The sequence below is a fragment of the Chryseobacterium sp. RLHN22 genome (genome assembly GCF_051011795.1).
In the GTDB taxonomy this organism is placed as follows: Bacteria; Bacteroidota; Bacteroidia; order Flavobacteriales; family Weeksellaceae; genus Chryseobacterium; species Chryseobacterium zhengzhouense.
The window spans coordinates 1-26,520 of sequence record NZ_JBPCHW010000030.1 but is presented as its reverse complement, the minus strand read 5'-3'; the positions used below and the strand labels follow the sequence as shown (position 1 = coordinate 26,520).

At 34.9% G+C, this 26,520-nt stretch carries 20 protein-coding genes; 8 read left to right on the top strand and 12 right to left on the bottom strand.

What is annotated here, in order from left to right; all coding sequences use genetic code 11:
* Nucleotides 1-259: 259 nt before the first annotated feature.
* The gene (gene gpmI, locus ACR1PN_RS19040; protein ID WP_433981315.1) at nt 260-1,801 is read right to left on the bottom strand and encodes a 2,3-bisphosphoglycerate-independent phosphoglycerate mutase; all 1,542 of its coding nucleotides are present in this window, start codon (nt 1,799-1,801) and stop codon (nt 260-262) included.
* Nucleotides 1,802-1,939: 138 nt separating this feature from the next.
* On the opposite strand from gpmI, the gene ACR1PN_RS19035 reads away from it, so the two are divergent.
* Nucleotides 1,940-2,263 (top strand): translation initiation factor, encoded by a 324-nt coding sequence (locus tag ACR1PN_RS19035; protein ID WP_068943063.1) that lies wholly within the window; start codon nt 1,940-1,942, stop codon nt 2,261-2,263.
* A 1-nt stretch (nt 2,264) separates the two neighbouring features.
* Here ACR1PN_RS19035 and ACR1PN_RS19030 read toward each other — a convergent pair whose 3' ends face one another.
* From ACR1PN_RS19030 to ACR1PN_RS19020, 3 genes are all read right to left on the bottom strand, one after another.
* Nucleotides 2,265-3,164, bottom strand: a complete 900-nt coding sequence (locus tag ACR1PN_RS19030) for a leucine-rich repeat domain-containing protein (protein WP_433981314.1) — start codon at nt 3,162-3,164, stop codon at nt 2,265-2,267.
* Between the two features lie 56 nt (nt 3,165-3,220).
* A complete protein-coding gene (locus ACR1PN_RS19025) occupies nt 3,221-5,368 on the bottom strand; it encodes an alkaline phosphatase PhoX (protein WP_433981313.1) in 2,148 nt (715 codons plus the stop codon).
* Between the two features lie 167 nt (nt 5,369-5,535).
* Complete coding sequence (locus ACR1PN_RS19020; RefSeq protein WP_433981312.1) at nt 5,536-7,371, bottom strand: cytochrome-c peroxidase; 1,836 nt, start codon at nt 7,369-7,371, stop codon at nt 5,536-5,538.
* 147 nt (nt 7,372-7,518) lie between these two features.
* On the opposite strand from ACR1PN_RS19020, the gene ACR1PN_RS19015 reads away from it, so the two are divergent.
* The 3 genes from ACR1PN_RS19015 to ACR1PN_RS19005 all read left to right on the top strand — a co-directional run bounded on the left by ACR1PN_RS19015 (nt 7,519) and on the right by ACR1PN_RS19005 (nt 9,789).
* Nucleotides 7,519-8,373 carry a nucleoside phosphorylase gene (locus ACR1PN_RS19015; RefSeq protein ID WP_433981311.1) on the top strand — a complete coding sequence of 285 codons (855 nt, stop codon included), beginning with the start codon at nt 7,519-7,521 and terminating at the stop codon, nt 8,371-8,373.
* A gap of 181 nt (nt 8,374-8,554) precedes the next feature.
* Complete coding sequence (locus tag ACR1PN_RS19010; protein ID WP_378171969.1) at nt 8,555-8,854, top strand: hypothetical protein; 300 nt, start codon at nt 8,555-8,557, stop codon at nt 8,852-8,854.
* 122 nt (nt 8,855-8,976) lie between these two features.
* Complete coding sequence (locus ACR1PN_RS19005) at nt 8,977-9,789, top strand: enoyl-ACP reductase FabI (protein ID WP_433981310.1); 813 nt, start codon at nt 8,977-8,979, stop codon at nt 9,787-9,789.
* Nucleotides 9,790-9,870: 81 nt separating this feature from the next.
* On the opposite strand, the gene ACR1PN_RS19000 is transcribed toward ACR1PN_RS19005, so the two are convergent.
* The 7 genes from ACR1PN_RS19000 to ACR1PN_RS18970 all read right to left on the bottom strand — a co-directional run bounded on the left by ACR1PN_RS19000 (nt 9,871) and on the right by ACR1PN_RS18970 (nt 22,008).
* Entirely contained in the window at nt 9,871-10,887 is a 1,017-nt protein-coding gene (locus ACR1PN_RS19000) for a terpene synthase family protein (RefSeq protein WP_433981309.1), read from the bottom strand.
* Between the two features lie 188 nt (nt 10,888-11,075).
* On the bottom strand, nt 11,076-12,515 hold the full coding sequence (locus ACR1PN_RS18995) for a glycoside hydrolase family 30 protein (protein ID WP_433981308.1): 1,440 nt from the start codon (nt 12,513-12,515) through the stop codon (nt 11,076-11,078).
* A 90-nt stretch (nt 12,516-12,605) separates the two neighbouring features.
* The gene (locus tag ACR1PN_RS18990; protein WP_433981307.1) at nt 12,606-13,415 is read right to left on the bottom strand and encodes a glycoside hydrolase family 16 protein; all 810 of its coding nucleotides are present in this window, start codon (nt 13,413-13,415) and stop codon (nt 12,606-12,608) included.
* A gap of 311 nt (nt 13,416-13,726) precedes the next feature.
* Entirely contained in the window at nt 13,727-15,949 is a 2,223-nt protein-coding gene (gene bglX / locus ACR1PN_RS18985) for a beta-glucosidase BglX (protein ID WP_433981306.1), read from the bottom strand.
* Nucleotides 15,950-16,095: 146 nt separating this feature from the next.
* Nucleotides 16,096-17,526 (bottom strand): glycoside hydrolase family 30 protein, encoded by a 1,431-nt coding sequence (locus tag ACR1PN_RS18980; RefSeq protein ID WP_433981305.1) that lies wholly within the window; start codon nt 17,524-17,526, stop codon nt 16,096-16,098.
* Nucleotide 17,527: 1 nt separating this feature from the next.
* The gene (locus tag ACR1PN_RS18975) at nt 17,528-19,078 is read right to left on the bottom strand and encodes a RagB/SusD family nutrient uptake outer membrane protein (protein ID WP_433981304.1); all 1,551 of its coding nucleotides are present in this window, start codon (nt 19,076-19,078) and stop codon (nt 17,528-17,530) included.
* Between the two features lie 11 nt (nt 19,079-19,089).
* Nucleotides 19,090-22,008 carry a SusC/RagA family TonB-linked outer membrane protein gene (locus ACR1PN_RS18970; protein WP_433981303.1) on the bottom strand — a complete coding sequence of 973 codons (2,919 nt, stop codon included), beginning with the start codon at nt 22,006-22,008 and terminating at the stop codon, nt 19,090-19,092.
* 177 nt (nt 22,009-22,185) lie between these two features.
* Here ACR1PN_RS18970 and ACR1PN_RS18965 point away from each other — a divergent pair, with 177 nt between their 5' ends.
* The 4 genes from ACR1PN_RS18965 to ACR1PN_RS18950 all read left to right on the top strand — a co-directional run bounded on the left by ACR1PN_RS18965 (nt 22,186) and on the right by ACR1PN_RS18950 (nt 26,210).
* Complete coding sequence (locus tag ACR1PN_RS18965) at nt 22,186-23,370, top strand: MFS transporter (RefSeq protein WP_433981302.1); 1,185 nt, start codon at nt 22,186-22,188, stop codon at nt 23,368-23,370.
* Between the two features lie 22 nt (nt 23,371-23,392).
* The gene (locus ACR1PN_RS18960) at nt 23,393-24,133 is read left to right on the top strand and encodes an NUDIX hydrolase (RefSeq protein ID WP_378171989.1); all 741 of its coding nucleotides are present in this window, start codon (nt 23,393-23,395) and stop codon (nt 24,131-24,133) included.
* Between the two features lie 71 nt (nt 24,134-24,204).
* Complete coding sequence (locus ACR1PN_RS18955; RefSeq protein WP_433981301.1) at nt 24,205-25,383, top strand: acyl-CoA dehydrogenase family protein; 1,179 nt, start codon at nt 24,205-24,207, stop codon at nt 25,381-25,383.
* Between the two features lie 155 nt (nt 25,384-25,538).
* Complete coding sequence (locus ACR1PN_RS18950) at nt 25,539-26,210, top strand: GLPGLI family protein (protein ID WP_433981300.1); 672 nt, start codon at nt 25,539-25,541, stop codon at nt 26,208-26,210.
* Nucleotides 26,211-26,288: 78 nt separating this feature from the next.
* Here the strand turns inward: ACR1PN_RS18950 and ACR1PN_RS18945 are convergent.
* A partial coding sequence (locus ACR1PN_RS18945) for a transposase (protein WP_433981299.1) occupies nt 26,289-26,520 on the bottom strand: 232 nt, incomplete at its 5' end.

The following is a 26,520-nucleotide window of genomic DNA, read 5'->3' as shown; positions in this document are numbered from 1 at the left end:
TGAGTTTAAAGATTTTTCCTAAATCAAATCTCGTAGAAAATCCTCGTTTGCCTTTGCTTAAATGAGGTAAAATCCATTTTTCCAGTTTATCTTTGCTTATGAGTTCCAGATTTTAGTTCTTTTTTTTGCAACTCTAAATTGCTAATTTTCTGGAAACTCTTTTTCTAAAAAAGTTTAAACAGGCTTAAGGTTAAAATAAATCAAAAAAAATACCGCTATCTTTATGGTAACGGTATTTTTTTAACATTATTATTCACTTTTAGCTAACTAAAATATCTCCTGTCATAACTGCCGGAATTTCAACGCCCATGGCATGCAAAATAGTTGGAGCTATATCGCCCAGTTTTCCCGGTTTTAGATTCCAGTTCTTGTCTTTATCCATCACAATTAACGGAACAAGATTGGTTGAATGTTGCGTATTCGGAGAACCATCTGCATTAATCATGACATCAGAATTGCCGTGATCTGCCAAAATGAAAACTGCATAACCGTGTTCATAAGCCATCGTTGCAACTTTTTCAATGCATTTATCAACGGTTTCGGCAGCTTTTACAGCAGCTTCAAAAACTCCGGTGTGGCCAACCATATCGGTATTTGCGAAATTTAGACAAACAAAATCAGCGGTTTCATTTTCCAGTTCAGGTAAAATGGCATTTGTAATTTCGTAAGCAGACATTTCTGGTTTTAAATCATAAGTCGGAACATCTTTCGGACTCGGACAAAGCAATCGCTTTTCACCATGAAACTCTTCTTCACGACCTCCTGAAAAGAAGAATGTAACGTGAGGATATTTCTCTGTTTCAGCTATTCTGATCTGGGTTTTCCCGTTTCTTTCCAAAACTTCGCCCATGGTATCTTTTAAAACTTCTTCGTCAAAAACTACATTTACATTTTGATAGGTTTTATCATAATTCGTTAATGTAATATAATGTAACGGAAGTTTTCTCATGAAATATTCAGGCATATCGTGCTGACAAAGAACTTCAGTAATCTCTCTTCCTCGGTCTGTACGGAAGTTGAAACAGATGACAACATCATGATCTACGATTTTCCCAACAGGAACAATGTTTCCTATCTGCGTTTCTTTTACCAAAATAATTGGTTTGATGAACTCATCGGTAATGTTTTCATCATAAGAACGTTTAATTGCCGCAACAGCATCTGTGGTTTGTAAACCAACACCTTCCACCATTGCATCATACGCTAATTTCACACGCTCCCATCTTCTGTCTCTGTCCATTGCGTAATATCTTCCGATCACAGAGGCCAGCTTTCCGGTTGTGTGATGCATATGATCCTGGATTTCTTCAATAAATCCTAAACCTGAATGCGGATCGCAATCTCTGCCGTCTGTAAACGCATGAACGTAAACGTTTTCGTTGAGTCCAAAATCTTTTGCAGCAGATAATAATCCTTTTAAATGATTGATATGTGAATGTACTCCACCGTTGGAAACCAAGCCAATGAAGTGTACATTTTTATTTTCTTTTTTAGCGTAAGCAAAAGCTTCCTGAATGACCTTTTCCTGTCCTAAAGTTCCATTTTCGACAGCCATATTCAGTTTTACCAGATTTTGATAAACTACTCTACCCGCTCCCAGATTCATGTGACCTACTTCGGAATTTCCCATTTGCCCGGCCGGAAGACCCACTGCCAAACCACTTGCTTCAAGTGTTGTATGTGGAAATTTTTGATAACAACTATCTATAAATGGTGTATTTGCCTGTGCCAATGCAGAAACTTCAGGATTTGTTCCCAAACCCCATCCGTCAAGAATGGCTAAAATTGCTTTCTTCGACATTATATTTTTAATTTTAACAAACAAATTTACCGATTTTATGATGAATTCGAGAATTTTGAGACTTAAATTTCGTTTTAAAATGATGAAAAGCTTTAATGAAAATGATAATCAATAAAGTTTTATTTATAATTTTGCGCTATGGATTTACGAGATCAATTAAAAAACCTTTTTCCTGAGCATGAAGAGCAGGATTTTGAAATGCCTGAAGAAGAATTTAAGCAGAAAGAACCCTTGGTTTGTAAGTTTGAAAAAAAAGGCAGAAACGGAAAACCTGTAACGATTGTTGAAGGTTGGGAAGGCAGTGAAGAAGATTTGAAAAAGATTTCAAAAAAGATAAAAACCACTTTGGGAATCGGTGGTTCTGAAAAAGACGGTACTATTATCATTCAGGGGGATAATCGCGATAAAATAATGGCGATCCTGAAAGATATGGGCTATAAAACGAAAAGAGTCGGAGGATAATTTAGAAATAAATCTGCGTTTGTGGCATCAAAGTTTTAAGCTTTTCAATTGTCGCTTTATCCATAGGGTTTCCTGTTAAAATAAGTGTTTTAAGATTTTTTAGCTGAGTCAGTTCATTAGGTAGATCTTTCAATTGATTATTGGCAAAATTCATACTTACTACATTTTTCAATCCTTTTACTTTTGGGGAAATCTCTTTCAGATTATTCTGACTTGCATTTAGAAACTCCAGATTTTTAGATTTAAATACTGATTCCGGAAGTTTTACGATGGTATTTTGCTGCAGTTCGAGATATTTTAAATTTTTTGGAAATCTTACGTCTGTCAAATCATTGATCTGGTTGGCTGCGAGATTGAGGTATTTCAAATTTTTAATTTGATTCAAATCTTTCTCTACGAAACTTATCTGGTTGCCTGAAAGATTAATTTCTTCAAGTGTCGGGATTTTAGTAAGAGCCTTCGGAAATACATTCAGATTATTTGCATCGAAATGTACTATTTTCAGATTTTGAAGCTTTGCAAAATTATTATTGATTTTAGTTAAGCTATTCAGGTTCATTGAGAAGCTCGTAAGCTTTTTAAGATCACCAATTTCATCAGGAATAAATTTAATGCTGTTTCCGTTTAAATTTAATATTTCAAGTTGTTTCAGCTTAAAAATTTCATCATCCATTTTTTCTAAATTATTTCCCATTAAATTCAGGAAAAAAAGAGAATCCATCTTTGAAAGCTCTGGAGAAACATTGAATATGCCTTTATCTCTAAAACTCATACTGTAAACGGTTTTACCGCTTTTCAAAGCATCTTCTACATTGGTGTATGTTGGATACTTCAGCGGGTCGATCTGTGCATAAGCATTCGAAAGGGAGAAAATAGCGATGATATAAAGTAATTTTTTCATAATAAAAAAAGCCACCGACAAAGAAAATGCCGGCAGCTGAGAAAGAAAATTAGTAATTATTTTTTAAGAATTTTCACTGTTTTCTGGAAGCCATCTGCTTCGATGTTCAGCATCAAAACTTTTGAAACCTGAAGCTGTGAAGTGAAATCCAGTTCTAATGAACTATTTGATCCTGTAAACTTTTTAGTATAAACAATTTTACCATCCATGCTGTACGCTGTTACAGAAAGATTTTTAAGTGCTTTCGGAGATTCTATTTTCACTAAACCTGAAGTTGGGTTTGGAGAAACGGTAACTTCTGTTTCAGAAATAGCTTCTGATGTTCCTAAAGAACCTGTTGTTCCTAAAAACTCCTTCAATGCGATGATCATCGTAGCCGATTTACCTTTGTAATCTATTGTATTTCCTGTTGCATCAATATCAGTAGAGATTGAAGAATCTGGATGCTGAACAGAGAAGAACCCGAATTTGTGATCCGGCGTAAATGTCAATCCTGTTGGCTCTGAACCTGCAGGCATTGAAGCAAACAACCTTACATTAGGATTTGCCTGGGTGTGCGTTGGAGCAACTACCCAGATGTAGTTTTTACCACCATCCTGAAGAACCCAAAGATTTCCAAGTTCGTCGAATGTTAAGTTATCATTACCGTCACCCCAAGTTTCTGTTTTAACGCCCTGTGCCGTGTTGAAAGAATATTGAGTGTTTAATCCGCCTACAAAAACTTCAACCTGAGAAGCTGTAGTTCCGTTATCCAGCATGCGGTAAACTTTGTTTAAACCTTTTGCTGCAAAATATACTTTACCATCAATCGGGCTTATTTCAATATCTTCAATTCCGTTAAACTTCGTTCCACCTAATGATTCCGCTAAAGAAGTTGTATTATTCTGATCTGCCTGAGTTTTATTCGGAACCTGAATCCATGTTGCGGTTGTAGCAACAGGGTCTCCACTTGATAATCCCTGATCTAATTTCAGTACATATAAATTTCCTGAAGCTAAATTATTTGGCGTATCCATTACATATTTGTAAACCATGTGTGTTCCGCCGTCTTCACCGTAATAAGCCGTCGTTCCTGCATTGTTAACCACTACATTTTCGTGGTTCATGATTCCCATCTGCCAAAGCTTATCTTTTGTGCCGTTAGAATTATGAGACATTACCTGAGCAGTTGCAGGATTGATCTCAACCAACCATCCGTAATCTTTGTATCCGTCTGCATTGGTATCATTTCCGGTAACAGATTCTTCTGCTGTAACCACTGTTCCCCAAGGTGTAACTCCGCCCGAACAGTTTCTGATGGTTTGTACCAAGCTCGTAGAAGAGAAATCTACTCCTCTTGATTTTGTTAATTGCCAAAGTTTTGTAGTCGCATTATAATTAATTTCTGCCATCGTCACTCCACCAGGATTGGTTTCATGATTTACAGATAAATAACCGTCTGTACTGCTTGCATTTTTAGGAACATAACCGGTGAAATCGTTTTGTCCGCCTACTAATCCTCCACCGTCTGTGTAAGCATCTCCTTCTTTCAGGATCATCTGGAACCGGTGCTCCGCAGGAATAATTAATTTCCCCGTCTGATTGGTAGGAACTATTGAAGTAAAACAACTGATGTGAGTTCCTGTACAAGTATTTGTAGGCGGCGTAGTTGTTGCAACCGTTTTTAAGTATGCATCAATTGTTAAATCAGAACTTGATGCGCTTCTGTTGTGTAATTCGATTGAAATTCGATTAACTCCCTGAACAAATTTATTTTTAGGAATTGAAAAAATATTAATTGCTGTTTCTGCTGCTCCGTCTATGGTTGTGCTTGAAAAAGTTCCGTGAGAAACCGTTCCTGAAGGCATATTGTCTCTAATCACTTCTTCACCGTTCAGATAAACGATAATACCATCGTCTCTTCTAACTCCGAATTCCATAGTATTGGTAAGATCTGCCAAGTTTACCGTGAAATCTTTTGTGAGATAAGCCGTATCAACACCTGATACGAATGCAGTTGTTACAGGATCTCCATAACCTAATGGCCCGTTTCCTGAAGCCCATGTTGAAACATCATAGTTTGCATTTTTCCATGTTGCAGGAAGTGCAACGTCTGCATCATTAAAACGCCAAGAACTTGCAAGACCAAAAATTGTGGTCTGCGCCTGCATTGCAGAACCCGTCACTAAAGCAAGCATTGCAACTGTAAGTAGTTTTTTCTTCATTTTTAATACTTTTATTATTTCTGATGCAAAACTATTTTTTTTCCTGCGAAGCCTTTATTAATAAGGTTTTAAATAAACAATGCTTAAAATTAACAAATCAAGAACCTAATGTTACGAGAATTAAATAAATGTTAAATTATTTGTAAGTGAATAACGATTGATAAATTTTACTTAGATTTTGTCTTGCTGATATCGGTAAGAGAATTCAGAAAAGCAATGATCTGCTTTATTTCTACAGGTGTAAGATCCAGTTTATCTGCAGGTAAAGTCTGGTTTTTTATTTCTAAACCAAGACCTTCTGCCCCGCCCTGATTATAAAATTCCAGAACTTCTTCCAGTGTATTGAATGCGCCGTTATGAAAATAAGGTTTTGTAAGGGCAATATTTCTTACCGTTGTTGTTTTAAAAGAGTTTTCATAAATCCATGAATCTTCTTTTTTCACATTGCTTTTTATTCTCCCTCTGTCTGAATCTATTTCTAAAGGCAGATTCTGAACAGGTTTTTTGGTAACTCCCAAAACCTCAGATTCATTTTCATTAAAAAACGGCGGAACAAGCCCCGAAAACAACGGTGCGAAATGACATGTTGCACAATTTGCTTTTCCCATAAAAAGATTGAATCCTTTTTTGGCATCATCAGAGATCTCTTTTTCATTTCTCATAAATCTATCGAAATCGCTGTCGAAAGAATATAATGAAGCCACATACGAGCTTAGAGCTTTGGAAAATGTCTGTTTATCAATATTTCCGTTTTTATAAGCTTTTTTGAATGCCTGTTTGTATTCAGGATTTGCTTTTAATTTTTTGATGATGCTTTCATAGCTTGTATTAAATTCATCAGCATTGTAAATAACGTGCTCCGCCTGTTGCTCAAGATAATACGCTCTCATATCATAGAAAAATCTTTTAGCGAAAACAGCATTATAAAGGGATGGGGAATTTCTTAAAACCGTTTTTCCTTCTATATTGCTTGGAGATTTTGTTTTGAGATCTGTAAACGCATTTTCAGGTAAATGGCAGGTTGCGCAACTCATTTTACTGTTATCGCTCAAAGTTTCATCATAAAATATTTTCTTCCCTAAACTTTTCAGATCATCATTATCTTCAGAACCTTTAAGCAAAGTAAAAAAGTAAGGATTGAGAAAATCGCTGCTGAAAAAGTTTTTATTGGAAGCATTCCACCCTGAGAATTCTTTTAAATCATCTTCATTTCCGTCCCATTTTCCTAATTCTTCATAGATAGGCTGCAGATATTTTTTGTAAAATTCGATCCGGTCAAAACTTTCGAAATCTTTGTTTTTTGAAAGATAAATAATAGCTTCGGTAAACATTTTATTTACATTGCCTGTATTATAATTTTTAAAATAAGAATCGTTTTGGATGTATTTTTTCATTCCCTGAAAAGCAAAACTTGCTTCTTCGGAAATATTCAGAGAACCGGGAGTATCAAAACCTGTAAGTCCCAAAGTGTAAATTCTGATTAATTCAATCCTTAAGGGGAGCGTTTTGTTTTTGCCCTGACTTGTTCCATTTTTAATTGTACTTAGATAAAAGTTGTTATAATTATTGTACAAATAACCTGTAATATCAGAGATTTTATCTTTTTGTTCGGTGGCTTCATCGGAGAAAATCAATTCATCCAAAACCTGTAATCCTTCCGGAGGCAAAGTGTAAGCTGTTGTTCCCGCTGCTTCAATTCTGAATAAAGGTGCGGCGTTAAGATGGGTTTTTGAAAATTCAGGATAATGATAGGCAATGTAAAATTCAATTTGCTTATAAGAATTTCTTGTATTGCTTAATGATTTCTGAAGTTCTTCAATACTTATTTTATTTTCTTTAAAAAGCTCTACATCAGCCTTTAGATTTTCAAGTTTAAACTTAAAATCAGTTAATCCGTTTCTCAAAAAGCTGTTTTCAATAGTATGACCTTTATCGACCGTATTGAATGACATTACAAAAACTCCGATCAGTAAAGCGAAAATAAATATTGGGTAAGATTTCATATAAAAAATTAACCACAAAACTACCATCCGTAGATTACCACAAGTTTAACAAGGAATTAAATAATGTTTATATTTATTTCATTTAAAATTCACTAATTTTAAATCCCCAAAAATCAAAGGATAACTATTTATAACATAAAATAAACTATGCTAAATAAACTTGCAGCTTCAGAACTGGTTCTGAATGACGACGGAAGTGTATATCACCTCAATCTTTTACCTGAAGATATTGCCGGTAAAATCATCTTGGTTGGTGATCCCGACAGAGTGCCTAAAGTTTCTAAATATTTTGATAAAGTAGAAATCAAAAAAAATAAAAGAGAATTTTATACCCACACCGGAACGTTGCGTGGCGAAAGAATTTCTGTAATGTCAACAGGAATCGGAACCGAGAATATTGATATTGTCATGAACGAGCTTGATGCTCTTGTTAATATCGATTTAAAACAAAAAGAATTTAAAACCGAACACAAATCTCTGGAATTATTCAGAATGGGGACTTGTGGAAGCGTAAATCCTGATGTTCAGGTTGATAATATGCTTGTTACCCAGAATGTGGTTGGCTTAGACGGATTAATGCACTTTTATCAGGATTATAATTTTGAAAATGAATTTTCTAAGCAGTTTTTAGACAAATTTCCTTATAAAAAGATTAAGCCGATGCTTTATTTCTCAGAATGGTCTGAAGAATTGGGCGAATTGTATAAGGATGCAAAATATCACGGAAATACAGCTACTTTCCCGGGGTTTTATGCTCCACAAGGAAGACAGCTTCGTTTAAAAGCTCTGGACGATAAGTTTCTTGAAACATTGAATGATCTGGGAATCACCAATTTTGAAATGGAAACATCAGCAATTTATGCTTTCTCGAAATTATTGGGTCATAAAGCAATTACTGTAAATAATGTCATTGCGAATAGAAGACGTGGCGAATTTTCTTCAGATCATCATGCTTCGGAGAAAAATCTGATTGAATGGGTTTTGGAAAGAATTGTTAAGTAAAAATAAAAAAGGATTTCAAATTTGGAATCCTTTTTCGTTTTTCATAGATCTGTGTTTCTCTCCGTCTTAAAAGCTTCACAAGATCTACAGCATAAGATTATGAAAAATTTAACAGTCGATATTTTTGTTAGGAACAGTTCTTGTTTAATCAATACCATAACACACTTAAATTATCATTATTATGGAAAACCAAGATTATAACAAAGCCGAAAAAGCTGTAGACAACACAGAAAATTCTTTGAGAAATGCAGCCAATGATGCAAAATGGAAAATCAGCGATCTTGCAGACAAAGCAAGAGATTATATCAACGAAAAAAGAAACAAAGATGAAGAGGCAAGCCAGGAAGACTGGTTCGACAGGGTAAAAGCTAATGCAGCCGAAACTTGGGAAGATATTAAAGACGGAGCCAGCGAAGCCTGGGAAAAAACAAAAGATGCAGCAGAAGATGTAAAAGCAGAATGGAATAAAAAAACAAACTAGTTTAAATAGTCTTTTATATATTATCAAAGAAAACGGAGTCTTTTTAGTGAAGGCTTCGTTTTTTATTATGCTCTAAACACAAATTATTGCTACATTTGTAGATCAATAAACATTAAAAAATTATGTCATACGGTTTACTTAAAGGCAAGAAGGGAATTATTTTTGGAGCCCTTAATGAACAATCTATCGCATGGAAAGTTGCTGAAAGATGCCATGAAGAAGGCGCAGAATTCATCCTGTCAAACGCTCCTATCGCTCTTAGAATGGGAGAACTTAACGGTTTAGCAGAAAAAACAGGTTCTGAGGTAATCGGTGCAGATGCAACTTCTGTTGAAGATCTTGAAAAACTTTTTGATGCTGCTGTTGCAAAATTTGGTAAAATAGACTTCATTCTACACTCTATCGGGATGTCAATCAACGTGAGAAAAGGAAAACATTATACAGAAATGAACTATGACTGGTTGGAAAAAGGCTGGGATATTTCCGCTGTTTCTTTCCATAAAGTGATGAGAGTGGCTTGGGAAAAAGACTGTATGAATGAATGGGGAAGTATTTTAGCGCTTACATATATTGCCGCTCAAAGAACATTCCCGGATTACAACGATATGTCTGATAACAAAGCTTATCTTGAAAGTATTGCCAGAACTTTCGGAAACTATTGGGGAGAAAGAAAAGTGCGTGTAAATACGGTTTCTCAGTCTCCAACAATGACTACTGCAGGAAGTGGAGTAAAAGGTTTCGGAGGATTTTTGGGATATGCTGAAGATATGTCTCCACTAGGAAATGCAACCGCCCTTGAATGTGCAGATTACTGCGTTACACTTTTCTCAGATCTTACTAAAAAAGTAACGATGCAGAACCTTTTCCATGATGGTGGATTCAGCAGCTCTGGTGTTACTCAGAAAGTAATCAGTAAGTATGATTCTGAAAATTAATTTAGCCTTAAAGCTTTTTAATATAAAACCCATGCTGAAAACATGGGTTTTTCTTTATAATAACACTACCTTTATAATTTCTTACTGATTCCATCCCGAAAATTCTCCTTCTACATATCCTCCATTTACATATCTTGAAGTATCGTTTATATGCCATGCATATACTCCTGCAATCATAATACCTAGATCCTGTATATAATTATAAACTTCGTTTTGATACTCTCCGAATGGAGGGAGATGTTCTTGCAGTATTAAAAATTCTTTCAGATATTCATCATGAATTTCCATAGCTTTATGATAAGCATCAATTAAAGATAAATTATTTTCCTTCTGAACTACTTTTACAATATTCATTGTATCACCTTCTCTTCTAAGCTCTTTGGGCAGAGAAATAATATCATTGTGTATCCCAATCAGTAATGAGCAAAGACTATAAATACGTTTTATATGTGGATGGTCAAAAACTTCATCAGGAAGATTACGGTATTCTTTCTGTAATACTACGTAATCACAGTATGGCTGTACTCCGCTGGTCGCTTCCCTACTAAGGAGATATACCGCCAATGGAGGGACCAGATTTTCCCTGTAATATACTTTCTCTTCAGAATACCCCATAAAAACATACCTGATTGACTTTACAAATCTTGCATATATTTTTTCCGGGATTTCACACTTGATAGCATCCTGTCTTAAAACCCAAAACAAATGGAAAATTCCGTTTTCTTTAGGTTCCTGAGTATCCTCACCGGATAATAATGCAATAATCCTGTTTGTTATCTGATACATTTCATCATATGAACAACGATCAAAATAATCGTCCATCATCGCTCCGTTTGCCGTATAATTTGCCAAAGGTCTCAATTCAGCAATATCTTTTAAAAATGGACATCCTCTTGCGGCAATATCCGTAAGATGATGCTTTTTATGCTTTTCTTTGGCTTCTGCGCTGTGGAATGCATATTCTTTGTCAATCCAATCATAATATTCTTCCCGTAGTTTTTGCATATCGGGATGAATAAAATCTGGAAAGGGGTACTGAGGTTTGGGAAGATGCTGTAAACCAGCAATAAACTCGTCGTTTGTGCTTGATGTTTTCATAATTATTTTGTATTAATTTAAGGCTGACTAAAATTAATATTAAATCAGATACCACAAGATTTTTTTTCAAAATAATTGTAAAATATGTCAAAAGTCTAGAATTTATGGTTATTTAAGCTTATCTATAAATTGTTTCGGCGGAGCCAAAGGCTCCGCCGAAACTTATTAAAAATGTTAATATGAAGTATTTATAAAATTACGGTCTGTATAGAATGTGCAGGTGCGCTCAGCTTTGCAGACATTCCTTCAATCCACAGGTTAGCATCAATATCATTATCTGTATCATTCATGATAACGGTAACCAACTGTCCGTTTTCATTCATAAAAGTGGTTGAAGTAAGAGCTACTCTATTGGACGAACTCCCGATTCGTTGTGCATTAGGCTTAATGAATTTTGAAATGTGTCCTACGTAATAATATTCATAGGTATAATGAACTTCTCCTGTTTGAGTATTGGCAATAATCGGGGCAAAACAGAAATTCCCGACATGATTAGGACCTCCGGTTTCATCCAAAAGTACGTTCCAGTCTGTCCATAAAGCTGTTCCTTTATTGAAATCATTAATCATATTTCTTCCGTATAATTCTCCCAGTTTTACATCGTAGATTTTAGAAAGATCAAACTGTTCTTTACAACCTTCGGTAAAGGCTAAAAACTTATCAGGAAAAGCTCTTTGCGTTTCTGCCAAATTGTCGAAGAGCTGTGTTTTATTATTCCATGTTTCGTACCAGTGATAACCGATTCCGTGAGCATATTTTGAAGTTTCAGGATCGCTTAAAGTTGTAGTTGCTCTCTGGTAGATTAAATCGCGGTTGTGATCCCAGATCATCACTTTCTTACCTTTATATCCATTTTTCCAGAGGGTTGGTCCTAAATTATTCTTTAGAAACTCCCCTTCTTCTTCAGCGGTATAAATGCAAGATTCCCAACTTTGTGTTGCCATGGGTTCATTCTGAACGGTCAGTCCCCAAATATTGATTCCCCGTTTTTCGTATTCTTTAATGAATCTGACATAATAATCTGCCCAAGTTTGATAATACTGGTTTTCTAACCTTCCTCCTTTATACAGGCTCTTATTAGATTTCATCCAGGCCGGTGGACTCCAGGGTGAAAAATAGAAGGTAAAATCTTTCCCGATTGCTTTCTGAGCTTCCTTAATCATTGGAATTTTATATTTCTCATCATGCGCTACATCGAATGTTTTCAAAGAAGTATCATTATCCTGAACATAGGTATAGGAATCACTTGAAAAATCGCAAGAGTTCATATTGGTACGGACAACCGTATATCCCAGTCCGTTTTTGCCGTAGTAAGCTGCAAGGATTTCTTTTTGCTTATTTTCTGGCATTTTATAAAAGGTTTCGGCGGCTGCATCTGTAATTGCCCCTCCTATTCCTATCAGTTTTTGATATTTAAAATCAGGATCTACGAAAATACAGGCATCCGTTTCTTTAGGCTGTCCGAATTTTTCAAACTTCACCGTTCCTTTATCAACCATTTTCTCATTGGTTTTAGAATTGGTAAGGAAAACTTTTGCTGTTTTGCCTGCATTCTTTTTCCAGTAATGTTGTGCGTTTGCATTGAAAGCTATTCCAATTACAAGGCAACTTACAATTAATCTCTTCATTATATCTTTTCTTATTTTATATATTAAAATCACCCCGGCAAAAATTCTTCCGAATTTTCGCTACCCCTCCATAGGATGGAAATTTTAATCTTAGTTATTTTTATAGACTCTTACGTAATCTATGTAATATTTCTGGGGAAAAATGGTGTCATCAATTCCCTCTTTTCCGCCCCACATTCCGCCGATCGCCAGATTTAAAATGATAAAATAGGGCTTATCAAATGGCCAGGTTTCATAGGTTTTGGCTTCATTCTCATAAGAGAAAAACTTTTTGTCATCAATATAAAAATCAATCTTTTCGGGAGTCCAATCTGCCTTATAGATATGAAATTTTTCACTGGCATCCTCTACTTTTAAGGTATCTGTTTTTTGTGTTGCCATTAAATGATTATAATTTTTTGTATGAATTGAGGCATGGATAAAACCCTGATGATAACCTACATGTTCCATAATATCTATTTCTCCGTCGTTAGGCCATTTCTTAAGATCTTCGCTCAACATCCAGATTGCAGGCCATGTTCCGCGGCCTTTGGGAAGCTTCGCCCTTACTTCGATGGTTCCGTATTTAAATGCAAATTTTCCTCGGGTAAGAAGTCTTGCCGAAGTATATTTACTTCCTTCCCAGTTTTCTTTCCGTGCTTCTATCACTAAATTTCCTTTTCCCACTCTTGCATTTTCCAGCCGGTCTTTTGTATAGAACTGAGATTCTTCATTTCCAAAACCATGACCACCGACGTCGTAGTTCCATTTGGAAGAATCAGGTAATCCCTTATAATTAAATTCATCATTCCAAATTAATTTCCTTTTTGAATCAGGTTTGTTGGAAGCACAATTCAATGACGAAAAAACTAAAGTTCCGCCAATGAGTAAATGGAAAATATGTTGAAGTTTTATTTTCAAAATTTTGAATTTTATAGTTTAATATTTTGTTGACGCAAAGTTATGATGTCAATAGGTAAAGTTCAAGTGAGCAAAGAGTGGCGACAAGTCGCTGATGAAGGTTAATCATAAACCATAAGCTTCATCAAATCAACTTTGTTGATTATTTCTTTGCCTCCTTAAAATCCGTGCTTCTTAAATAAATCTTTGCGTTTAATTTTCAATTATTAAGGATTCTTCAATATACTGACAAACATTATTTTAATTGAAAAACATTAAGTCTTCTACCGCCAAAAGCGGGTTTCATCCCGCTCTTAGTCATTAAAATTCTATTATTTTGACCAATTAATTCTTTTTGTCTGAACATTTTGAGAATCGGTTCCGATCATAATATCGAATTCCCCACCTTCCCAATCATAATTCAGTTCGTCATCATAAAACTTTAAATTTTCCGGCGTTAAAGTAAAATTAAGAGTTTTGTTTTCTCCTTTTTTAATAAAAACTTTCTGGAAGCCCTTCAATTCCTTCACGGGTCTTACAACCTTTCCATACAAATCCCTGATATAGAGTTGAACCACTTCTTCCCCATCGTATTTCCCTGTATTGGCAACATTTACGCTGATATTTAATGTCTGATTGCCTTTAAGATTGATTGAGCTCAGTTTCATATCGGAATATCTAAACTGTGTGTAGCTTAAACCAAAGCCAAACGGAAATTTCGGATCGTTGTCCAAATCGATGTATGCTGAAACATAATTCCTGTCCGTATTGTTTTTTGCAGGTCTTCCCGTGTTATAATGATTATAATAAACAGGAATCTGTCCTTCCGTTCTTGGGAATGTCATCGGGAGTTTTCCTCCCGGATTTACCGTCCCGAAAAGAACATCTGCAATTGAATTTCCAGCTTCCGTTCCCAGCCACCAAGTGTATAAGATCGCCGGAATATTGTCTGCTGCCCAGTCGAATACCAACGGTCTTCCCGCGTTGATCATCAGTACAATTGGCTTTCCTGTTTTTGCAATTTCCTTTAACAGATCTTCCTGAACACCTGAAAAATGAATATTGCTTCTACTTTTCGCCTCACCGCTCATGGCGTGACCTTCACCTAAAGTCATGATGACAACATCTGCTTTTTTCGCTGTTTCCACCGCTTCTGCAAACATCGATCTGTCCTGGTCATCAACATTAGCGCCTTTTGCATACAATAATGTTGAGTTTTTATCCAGTTGATTTTTAATTCCGTCAAACTGAGTAATAATTCTTTGGTTATCATCTTTAAAAGCAATTGACCAAAATCCGTGATTAGCCGAGGTTTCCTTACCGAAAGGACCGATCAGGGCAATCGTTTTTGTTGATCTTGAAAGAGGCAGAATATTGTTTTGATTTTTAAGCAATACGATACTTTTTGAACCAAACTCTCTTCCGAATTTCCTGTTTTCCTGATTATTTAACTGCTCTTTTTGTCTCTTTTCATTGCTGAATCTGTAAGGATCATCAAATAATCCCATTTCAAATTTTTTAATCAAAATTCTTCTCGCTGCATCATCAATAAACTTAGGGTCCACTTTTCCCTCCTGCACCAGTTTTGGAAGTTCGGCCATATAAGCCCGGCTTTCCATATCCATATCGCTTCCTCCAAGAATTGCTTTTTCCGCAGCTTCTTTATTGTCTTTTGCATATCCATGAGGAACCATTTCTCCGATACTTCCCCAGTCTGAAACCACAAAGCCTTTATAATTCCATTTTCCTTTTAATAAATCTCTGAGAATATATTTGTTTGCCGTTGCCGGAATTCCGTTAATATCGTTAAAGGAATTCATAAAAGTAGCAACTCCTGCTTCTGCAGCTGCTTTAAAAGGAGGAAGATAGGTTTCGTTCAATTGTCTTAAACTCATATCGACTGAATTATAATCTCTTCCGCCCACTGCCGCTCCATACGCAGCGAAATGTTTTGCACAAGCCATAATTGCATCAAGATTTCCTAAACCTTTTCCCTGAAAGCCTCTTACTCTTGCTAAACCAATCTGTGTCCCTAAATACGTATCTTCACCGGAACCTTCCATTACTCTTCCCCATCTCGGATCTCTCGCAATGTCGACCATAGGTGCAAAAGTCCAATGAATTCCATAAGCCGAAGCTTCAGTCGCGGCAATTCTTTCTGATTTTTCTATTAATCCTAAATCCCAGCTCGCAGCCTGACCAATATTTACCGGAAATGTTGTTCTGTATCCATGAATCACATCCTGACCAAATAATAAAGGAATTCTTAATCTGGATTTTAACGCTAATTCCTGAAATTTTCTGGTCTCTTCTGCTCCTGCTACATTAAGCATAGAACCTACTTTCCCTTGTTTTATTTCGTTTAAAACATTTGCAGCATTCGAATTCTGAGGACCTGTTGCGTACTCAAATCCGCTGTATTGAACTAATTGTCCAACCTTTTCTTCCAATGTCATTTTCGACAACAGTTCAGAGACTTTCTGATCGATGGTCTTTTGCCCGAACAGATTTAATCCGAACGCTGTAAATGCTAGTATGTAATAAAGCTTTTTCATTTTTGGTGTAATTTTAAACTTTGAAAATAATCTTTAACGCAAAGTTTACAAAGATTTTCTTTAAAGTTCGATGTATATTTAAGTTCGCCAAGGCGTTTCACTCATCTAACAACACAAAGTTTTAAATTTAATAAATCACTTTAAATTTAAAAAATATAGGTAGCCACTGAATTTGCTGTAATGCTTACCGAAGCTGTTTTATTTTTAAATTTAATATTAAAATTTTCAGTATTATTACTGTAATTCTGAACAATCAACACTGTTTTACTTTCCGGAGTTCTAAAAGCTACCGTTGAAAGCTGTTCTGTCTGTGTTGATGAAATTCTCTGAGAATTGGCAGGAACAAATTTTGAAGCATGAGCAATGATATAGTATCCTACGTTTCTCGTGAAATTTTCTTTATCTGAAACGGTAATTGCTCCTTTACATTCTGTACAGCCTCCCGGAGTATGTGGTTTAAATTCTGTATCGTTTGCAAGATTCCATTCTAAAGCGATTTTACTCCAGTTTCTCATTGAACCGATGATAACGTTTTTCGCATGCCAGTTTAAATCTTCATTGAATGTTCCTTTTGCACCCGTCCATTGCTCAGTAAAATATAAGTTTTTATCTGGATGCGCATTGTGAACAGTTGACAAAGCTGAAATATCACCTTCATATAAATGAAAAGCTGATCCGTCAATGTATTGAGCCGCTTCAGGATCGTTTAAAATATTGATTGCATATTCCGGTTTGTTGCAGTTGTGATCGTAAACAACAATTTTGGTTTTGATGTTATTTGATTTAAAAATCGGACCTAAACTTTGCTTGATAAAATCTCTCTGTTGATCTGAAACCATTAGCAAACTTGGATTGTTTCCCGGATGTAATGGTTCGTTTTGCGGGGTTATCGCATCAATTGTAATTCCCTCTTTCTGCATTCCTTGGATATATTTCACAAAATAATTTGCATAAGTATCGTAGAATTCAGGTTTTAAACTTCCTCCAATTGATTTTCCATTATCTTTCATCCAAACAGGAGGCGACCAAGGTGCTGCAATAATTTTAATTTTTGGATTGATGGTTAAGATTTCTTTCAACATTGCAATTAAATCTTTATTTCTCGCCAAACTGAATTTTGATAAAGTAGGATCAGTCTGACCTTGAGGCAAATCGTCATAAGAAAAAACTTCTCCATCCAGATCGGATGCTCCAATACTCAATCTTAAATAACTTATTGATATTGAATTTTCATCTTTCCCGAAAAGTTCCCGCAATAAAGCTTTTCTTTTCGTTGGAGAAAGACGGTTGATTACTTCAACACTTCCGCCCGTTAATGTATAACCAAAACCATCAACATATTGAAACTTTTGAGAATCATCAATTTCAATATTTTGAAGATTATTGGCTGTATTTACAAAAACCACGGGTAATTGCTGCTGTAATTTTACACTTTCGTCACCTTTTGTAAGCCAGGACTGGACCTGATCTTTCGTAGTGACGGTTGACTTGCATGACGTTAAAGGCAAAAGTACCACACCACTAAACAGCAGTGCAGTACTTTTTAAAAAGAAACTATATGATTTTTTTTTGAACATATTAGTAACCAGGGTTTTGTTTCAGTGCTGTATTTGGCAATTCATTAAATGGAATTGGTAAGATTTCATTTTTCCCGCTTGTAAATCCTTTGAAAGCTAATTTTGAAGGAGCATCTCCCCATCTGACAAGATCAAACCATCTGTGTCCCTCACCAGCAAGCTCTCTTCTTCTTTCATCTTTTATTGCCTGTAAGGAAACAGGAACTGAAGCTAAACCAACCCTCGCTCTAACAGCATCTAACAAGGCTTGTGCTCTTGTGCCGCTTCCTCCTAAAGCCTCTGCTTCCATCAAATAAGTATCTGCTAATCTTATGGCAATATAATTCTGTCTAAAATTTAACTCTGCTGCTCCCGGCAGTGAGCTTTTTAGATCATTGGTTGGTAAATATTTATTTAAAAAATACCCCGTATCCGCATAAGCAGGACTGTAAGAAATTTTCCCATCAGTTACCAATTGTTTTGCATTGAAGATCGTAACATTTAATCTTGGATCACCCTGCATAAAATTGAATAGATCATTCGTAACTGTATTGAATGCCCATCCTGAATAGATGTCTGGTGCATTATTACTTGGTATATCTTTTAGAGAATAAGATCTTGGACCGACCATCACATTAATAGAATTACCTTCATCTTTACCTTGCCCCCAGAACCCCCAATCAGAATTTCCTTTATTGGTATGCATCACTTCCAAAATTGATTCCGTTGAGAATTTGTAAGGATCAGTGGTTTCTGGTCCTACCTTAAATAAGTCAGCATAATTTGCAACAAGTTTATAGCCATATTGGCTTGTTCCTCCAGGTGTTCCATTAACTTCAGCAAATTGTGCAGCAGCTTCCGTCATCTTCTTATCGTATAGGTAAATTTTACCTAAGATAGCTCTGGCTGTTCCTTGGGTTATTCTGCCTCTATCATTACCAGATGAAGTTAGCATTAAATCAGGAATAGCAGTAACGATATCATTTTCTATTTGTGAATAAACATCAGTAGGTTTTGATTGGGGAATGTTCCAATAATCATCTGTAGCCTTAATTGTATTAAGTATTAATGGTATATTTCCGAACATTCTTACTAATTCAAAATAATAGAGTGACCTCAAAACTTTTGCCTCTGCAGTAAATCTTTTTTTTAGTTCTTCACTCATTTTAGCCCCGGGAACTCTTTCTATTACGAGATTAGCACGCGCTATACCCTGATAATAATCTCTCCAATAGCTTGCAGGCATTGTATTAGCGTTAATGGTATAATTATTTAAACCTTGAATACCTGCTCCATCAGCTGAATTCCCTCCACCTGAAAAGAAGTCATCAGATCCGGCATTAAAAAATGTAACTGTATTTTCAAACCCACCCGAATATTTTCTTAAAACATCATAAACCGACACCAATGCACTGAAAGACTGTTGTTCATTTTGAAAATACAAATCTGTATTAAAGGAACCTAAATTCTGTACATCGTCTAAATATGCATCATTACAACTAATATTACTAAAGCTTAGACCTGTTAGAAATGCAATAGCAACGCCTTTATATAAATATTTTTTAGTTTTCATTGTACTAATTTTTAAAATTGAATATTTGCTCCTATTAAGAATGTTCTCGCCTGTGGATAATAAGCTCTGTCTACACCAATAATATCCTGCTCAGAATTATTTCTGCCGGCAATTTCAGGATCATAACCAGTGTATTTGGTAAATGTTAAGACATTTTCACCAGTAATGTAAAGCCTAACTTTATTCATTCCAAACCGAGTTGTTACATCCTGAGGAATAGTATAACCTACTTGAATAATCTTTAATCGGACGTAATCTCCTTTTTGAAGATAATAATTAGACATCCATGAATAATTATGATTAGGATCATCCCTTGTCACTCTTGGATTATCATTTGTAGACCCTTCACCTGTCCATCTGTCTAAAATTCTTGTCTGATAGTTAGCATTAAGTACATCTAATCTTCTTAAACCTTGGAAGATTTTATTTCCTGCCTGTCCTTGGGCAAACATCATGAAATCAAAATTTTTGTAATTCAGATTTACTGTTAATCCAAAAGTATATTTTGGTATAGAGTTTCCTAAGTTAACTTTATCATTGTCATCAATTTTACCATCACCATTATTATCTTGCCAGATAAAATCCCCTGGTTTTGCATTTGGTAATAGTAATTGACCATTAGCATTTTTGTAAGAATCAATTTGTGCCTGATTCTGGAAAACACCACTATAAGTTTGTCCGTAGAATGAGCCATAAGGCTGTCCTACTGATACTCTGGAAACCGCTCCCATAGTCTGGAAAGATGCAAGATTGAAATACTCGATATCATCCTCTAATCTCAAAACTTTGTTTTTTATTGTAGCAAAATTTCCATTAACAGAGATTCCAAAATCACCAAAATTCTTTTTATAGCCTAATTCTAACTCCAAACCTGAGTTTTCCATATCACCTACATTTGACCAAGGTAAATTAGGTACGCCAATATAGCCAGGGATATTAACTTGACGTAGAATATCAGTCGTCTTCTTTTTATACCAGTCTGCAGTAAATGTGAAATTATTGAATAATTTAAAATCTGCTGCAATATTTAACTGGCTTGTTTCTTCCCACTTTAGATTAGGATTTTCTAATGTACTTGGTGCATAACCAATAATGATATTGTTTCCTGAATTGGTATAATTGCTTCCTGAAACCATAAAACTTGCAAATCTGAAGTTTTCCATTTCATCATTCCCTAGAACACCATACCCTCCTCTAAGTTTTAAAGTATTAACGACTTTGTTTTCAGGCCAGAAGTTTTCTTTATTAACATTCCATCCTAAAGACATCGATGGGAACGTTCCCCAATGCTGGTTGGTTGCAAATTTTGAAGAACCATCTCTACGAATTGTTCCTGTGAATAAATATTTATCTGCGTAATCGTAAATAATTCTACCAAAATAAGAAGCTTTACGAGTTTGAATACCGTCCCAACCTGTTGCAGTAATATCGTCCTGAGGAATATTAAAATTGAAAGAAGCGTCTTGCCAGTTATCAATCGGCAAATTACTGTATGTTAAACTTGTCCCTCCTGAAATATTATATCGGTAAACTCCTTGTCCAACTAATACATTCAAATTATGATCTCCGAATTTATTTTGGTAGGTTAAAGTGTTTTCCATGCTCCACTCAAACTTATTTTCATCAACTTTATTTAAACTGTTAAAACTTGTATTACTGTAATTTGGACTTAAATAATATTTTGGTGAAAAAGAACGACTTCCCCAATAAGATTTTTTACCGTTTAAGCTTGTTTTGAAAGTGAAATTTTTAAGAAATTTAAGTTCTGCAAAAACATTTCCAACAAAATCATCAGACCAATTGTGATTTCCTTGCTGTATATAACGGAAAGCACGAGGGTTTGTCATTTCATTGTTTACATATGGAGAAATACCATAAGGATTACCGTTCGGATCACGAATTATATAGGGGTTTGTATAACCACTAGGATCTACCATCGACCAGTCTGTTACTACAACAGGAGTTGTCGGGTCTAGGTTTACTGCTGAAGCCAACGGACCTCCAAATTCTTCATTAGCGCTAATTCCTTGGGACTTTACGCGAGTGTAAGCAAAAGTTTGCCCTAATGTTAAATAATCAGTTACTTTATGTGTAGAGTTGAATCTTGCATTTATTCTTTTATAATGAGAGATATCACTCATTACAATACCTGATTGATCAAAATAACCAAAAGATGTATAATAAGTTGACTTTTCATTTCCTCCGGTGATACTAACTTCATGTGAACTTTTTTCACCAGTTCCGAAAATAGTATCCTGCCAATCTGTTCCTTTTCCAAATGCAGACGGATTAGAAAATCTAGGAGTTCCGCCATCATTTACAAAACCTTCATTAATAATAGTAGCATATTGAGTAGCATCTAAAAGATCTAATTTCTTAGATGCATTTGAAAAACCATAAAAGCCATTGTAAGAGAGATTTAACCTTCCTTTTTTTCCTTTTTTAGTTGTAACAAGAATTACCCCTTTAGCAGCAGAAACCCCATAAATAGCAGACGAAGCACCATCTTTTAAAACTTCTATACTTTCGATATCAGATTGATTAAGCCATCCGATATTGTCTACTACAATTCCGTCTACAACCCAAAGCGGACTGTTACTTCCAGCTCCGAAGCTGGTAATACCACGTACACGTACTGTTGCAGCAGCTCCTGGCTGACCGGAATTTGTAACTACAGAGACTCCCGCTGCTCTACCTTGCAAAACTTGTTCAGGTTTACCAGCCGGAATATTTTCTATATCACTGGCTTTAATACTTGCAATAGCTCCGGTTACATTACTTTTTTTCTGGGTACCATATCCAATCACTACCACTTCTTCTATTTTCTGTTCTTTCTGAACAGTGTCTTTCGGTGCTGTTTGTGCATGGAAATTTGCCGTAAAGTAAAGTACTGCAACCAGTCCGATACCTTTAGTTATTTTTACATTCATATACAGTTAGTTTTTTAATTCTCAAATTGAGACAATAAAAATATATTTTTTTTTGAACATTTAACATTTATTTAATAATTATTTTAATATTTCCTGTATTTTTGGGGCTTTAAAGCATGTGAGTTCACTCGAAAAAGTGTTAAAAATTTGAATTTGGACCAAAAAATAATCCCCGAAATGAATCTTAAACAACCAGATATTTCTCTTCCGTTAAGGCTTACTTTCCTTATTTTTTCAATGGTTTTGAATTGTATGGGGATTATCATCATACAGCTTTCGGCGGAAAATATCACCTATGATAAATTAGGATTCTTAGAATCATTTAAAGATATTCCTATTGCCTTTATTTCACTTTTTGCAGTAAATTTTATCAGCAGACTCGGTACAAAAAGATCACTTATTTTTTCACTTTTATTTGTTGCTGTTTGTTCATTAATATTACCATTTGTTAAAGTATTCTGGTTTTATAAAGTTTGGTTTGCTATTATCGGGACCTGTTTTGCACTAGGAAAAATTTGTGTTTATGGAATTATCCGGAATAATATGACCGAAGAAAAATCTCTTGCAAAAACGATGAACAGTGTGGAAGCTTCCTTCATGATCGGTATTTTTGTGGTCAACACGGGTTTTGGCTGGCTGATTTCAAGTAAATATGGTGAATTCTGGAAGTTTGGCTTTATGTTTATTTCACTTATTTCATTCTTCACCGTATATTTATTTTCAAGATTAAAAATTTATGAACCCGAAAATAGAAGCACACGATTACTTCCAGATCTGTCCGGTTTCGGAAAAATATCAGTTATTGTATTTTTTGCGGTAATCTTTTTTATTGTTTTTACAGAACAGAGCTTCAATTCCTGGCTGCCTGCTTTTTATAAAGATCATCTGAAAGTAAATTCGTTTTTTGCATTACAGGCATCTTCATTTTTAGCATTGTTTTCTTATGCAGGAAGAACGATCACATCTAACATCATACAAAGGTTTTCCTTAGGGAAATATTTTATAATATGTTTGCTTCTTACCATTTCCCTGCTCATCATTATATCGGTTATTCAGTTTTATTTTTCAGACGATGCAAAGATTCTTTTGTACCTGTTTCCGGTAATCGGCTTGTTTCTTTCGCCTCTTTATCCGGTAATCAACGCGAAAATGATTGCTAAAATTGATAAAGAAAAGATCAATACATTTACTTCACTCATTGTAATATTCTCTTCCTTGGGAAGTTCGGTCAGTTCAATAACCATATCGGTATTGTTTGAAAAACAGATACTTACTTATTATTCTGTATATGTTTTGAGTGCGGTTCTTATTATTTTTGTACTTGCATTTACTTATTTTAAGCTAAGTACTCATAAAATTTAAAAAATAATTTTATTTTTATCGCATGAAAGCTGACCATAATAAAAATTTAGAATCATTAAAGGAACTCATTGACAGCAAGGATCTTATTCCTAACATTTCAGTAGATTGCACCATCTTTGGTTTTCATGATAACATTCTTAAAGTCTTATTATTGAAGTACCACGATATGGATTTGTATTCCCTTCCCGGTGGTTTTGTCTTTATTGATGAAGATCTGAGAGAAGCCGCAGATCGTGTTTTATACGAAAGAACACATCTTAAAGGCCTGTTTTTAGAACAATTTCATACTTTTGGAAGGCTCGACAGAACAAAAAACAATGTGCATAAAACATTAATTAATAACAAAGGTCTTGATGTTCCATCTGACCACTGGATTTTACAAAGGTTTATTACAGTTGGTTATTGTAGCCTGATCGACTTTTCGATGGCAAATACATTTCCCGATGCTTTTAATGAATCTTGTGCATGGTTTGAAGTAAATAAACTCCCTCAAATGGCCTTCGACCACGACAGAGTAATCGCTGAAGGGCTGAAATATTTAAGAAAAAATATTGATACTCAGGTTGCTGCAAGTAATCTGTTACCTGAAAAATTTACCATGAAAGATCTTCAGTCTTTATATGAAACAATTTTAGGAGAAAAGTTCAGGAGGAATAATTTCCAACGTAAAATATTAAGCACAAACTCTTTAGAGAGAATGGAAAAGCTGTTCGATGGTTCTGCCAACAAAGCTCCTTATCTTTATAAATTTATCAAGAAATAACAGTTTTTCTCCTTTTTAAAGTTTTCTTTTGAGCGTTCCGAAAAAATCTTATTTTTAGAAAAATTAATTATATGTCATATTATCCTCTTACCAGCATTCCCGATTACTACGGAATTGATGCTTTACTTACCGAAGAACACAAGCTAATTCGCCAGTCTGTAAGAGATTGGGTAGAAAGTTTTGTAATGCCGAATATAGATGAAGCAGCTCAAAATCATACCGATTTACCAAATCTGATGAAAGAATTGGGTAAGATCGGAGCTCTGGGTCCTTATATTCCTGAAGAATACGGCGGTTCTGGTCTTGATCAGATTTCTTACGGTTTGATTATGCAGGAATTGGAAAGAGGTGATTCAGCGGTACGTTCTGCAGCTTCTGTACAAAGTTCTTTGGTGATGTTTCCGATAAATGAATTCGGTTCTGAAGAGCAAAAAAGAAAATACTTACCCAAATTGGCTTCGGGTGAAATGATCGGATCTTTCGGTCTTACTGAGCCAAATCATGGTTCAGATCCCGGCTCTATGGAAACTTATTTTAAAAATATGGGCGATCATTATCTTCTGAATGGTGCTAAAATGTGGATTACCAACTCTCCTTTGTGCGACATTGCGGTAGTTTGGGCTAAAAATGAAGAAGGAAAAGTTCAGGGATTGATCGTTGAAAGAGGGATGGAAGGTTTTACAACACCTGAAACTCACAATAAATGGAGCTTAAGAGCTTCTAAAACAGGAGAATTGGTTTTCAATGATGTGAAAGTTCCTAAAGAAAACTTATTACCGAATGTTACAGGTTTAAAAGGACCTTTATCTTGTTTAAATTCTGCACGATACGGAATTTCTTGGGGTGTAATTGGTGCAGCAATCGACTGTTATTGTACAGCTGTTCAATATTCTAAAGAAAGAAAACAATTCGGAAAACCAATTGGTTCTTATCAGTTGCAGCAGAAAAAATTAGCTGAATTTTTAACCGAAATTACTAAAGCTCAGTTGCTTTGCTTACAGTTAGGAAACTTGAAAAACGACCACAAAGCTAGTCCTGCTCAAATTTCTATGGCAAAAAGAAATAATGTGAAAATGGCGATTGATATCGCAAGAGAATCACGTCAGATTCTTGGCGGAATGGGAATCATGGGAGAATTTCCAATGATGCGTCACGCTGCCAACTTAGAATCGGTAATCACTTATGAAGGAACACACGATGTTCATTTGTTGATTACAGGTCTTGACATTACAGGAATTAACGCTTTTTAAAATAAAAAATAATAAAATCCGGCTGATAAGTCGGATTTTTGCTTTAATATGCTAAACTTATCTTAAAATTCTATTTTTTATTATAATCCTCAGAAATGATTTAATTACATTTGAATTCACACAACAAGGATATTAATATTAAAAAGCTAATTAAGATGAACAAAATTTTTACTTCAACATTATTTCTTTTACCATTCTGTATTTTGTCTGCACAATCATTAAAAATTGAATATGAAGTTCAGTTTAAATCAATGAACAGTGGTGACATAAAAGGGAGCGAGGAATTTAAAAAGAAAGTTGCAGAAGTTCAAAATAAACCTCAAAAACATGTGCTCATTTATTCAGATGGAAAGTCAGTGTATGAGTCTTTCCCACATCCTGAAATTTATGACATGAATGTAAGTGATCCCTTTGAAGCAACAAAATCCCACAGTAACAGTTACAAAATTGATGCTATTAAATTATTTAAGATTAAAGAAAAGAATGGAGCATACTCTTACAGAAATGTAAAAAATGAAAAATATTATGAGTATGCAGTTCCAATTTTTAATAATATTAAAATGCTTGACGCAAGCGATACTATTTTAAGTTATCATTGCAAAATTCTTGAAGTAGAACTCACTAACAAGAAAAAAGCAAAAGTTTGGTATACAGAAGAACTTCCTATGAAAACTGGACCATTGAGTTATTATAACTTTCCAGGAGTGGTGCTTAAAGTAGAAACAGATTATATGACGGTGATTCCAAAGAGTATTGATAAAAATACATCAAATATCGAGTTAGAAAAAATGGATAAGAACCTTGAAATCATCGATAAAACTCTGTAGATTTTAATTCTTTAATCTAAACCTAACAGGTTTGAAAAACCTGTTAGGTTCTATACTCTTAATTAACGTGAGTTCGATTTAAGCAGCAATTAATCTATCTTCATCAATAATGTCGTCATTGGTGTTAATTGATGGTTTTTTATCAAAGAATGAATAAGCAGCTAAAGCCGATAAAATATTCACAACAAAGTTGTCAAAACTTCTGTGACGGGTATGCTCTATTTGACAAATATTCTTGAGTTCATCGTTTACAGACTCTATCAAAGCTCTTTTTCTGAGCATAATTTTGTCTTGTAAAAGCATCAATGAA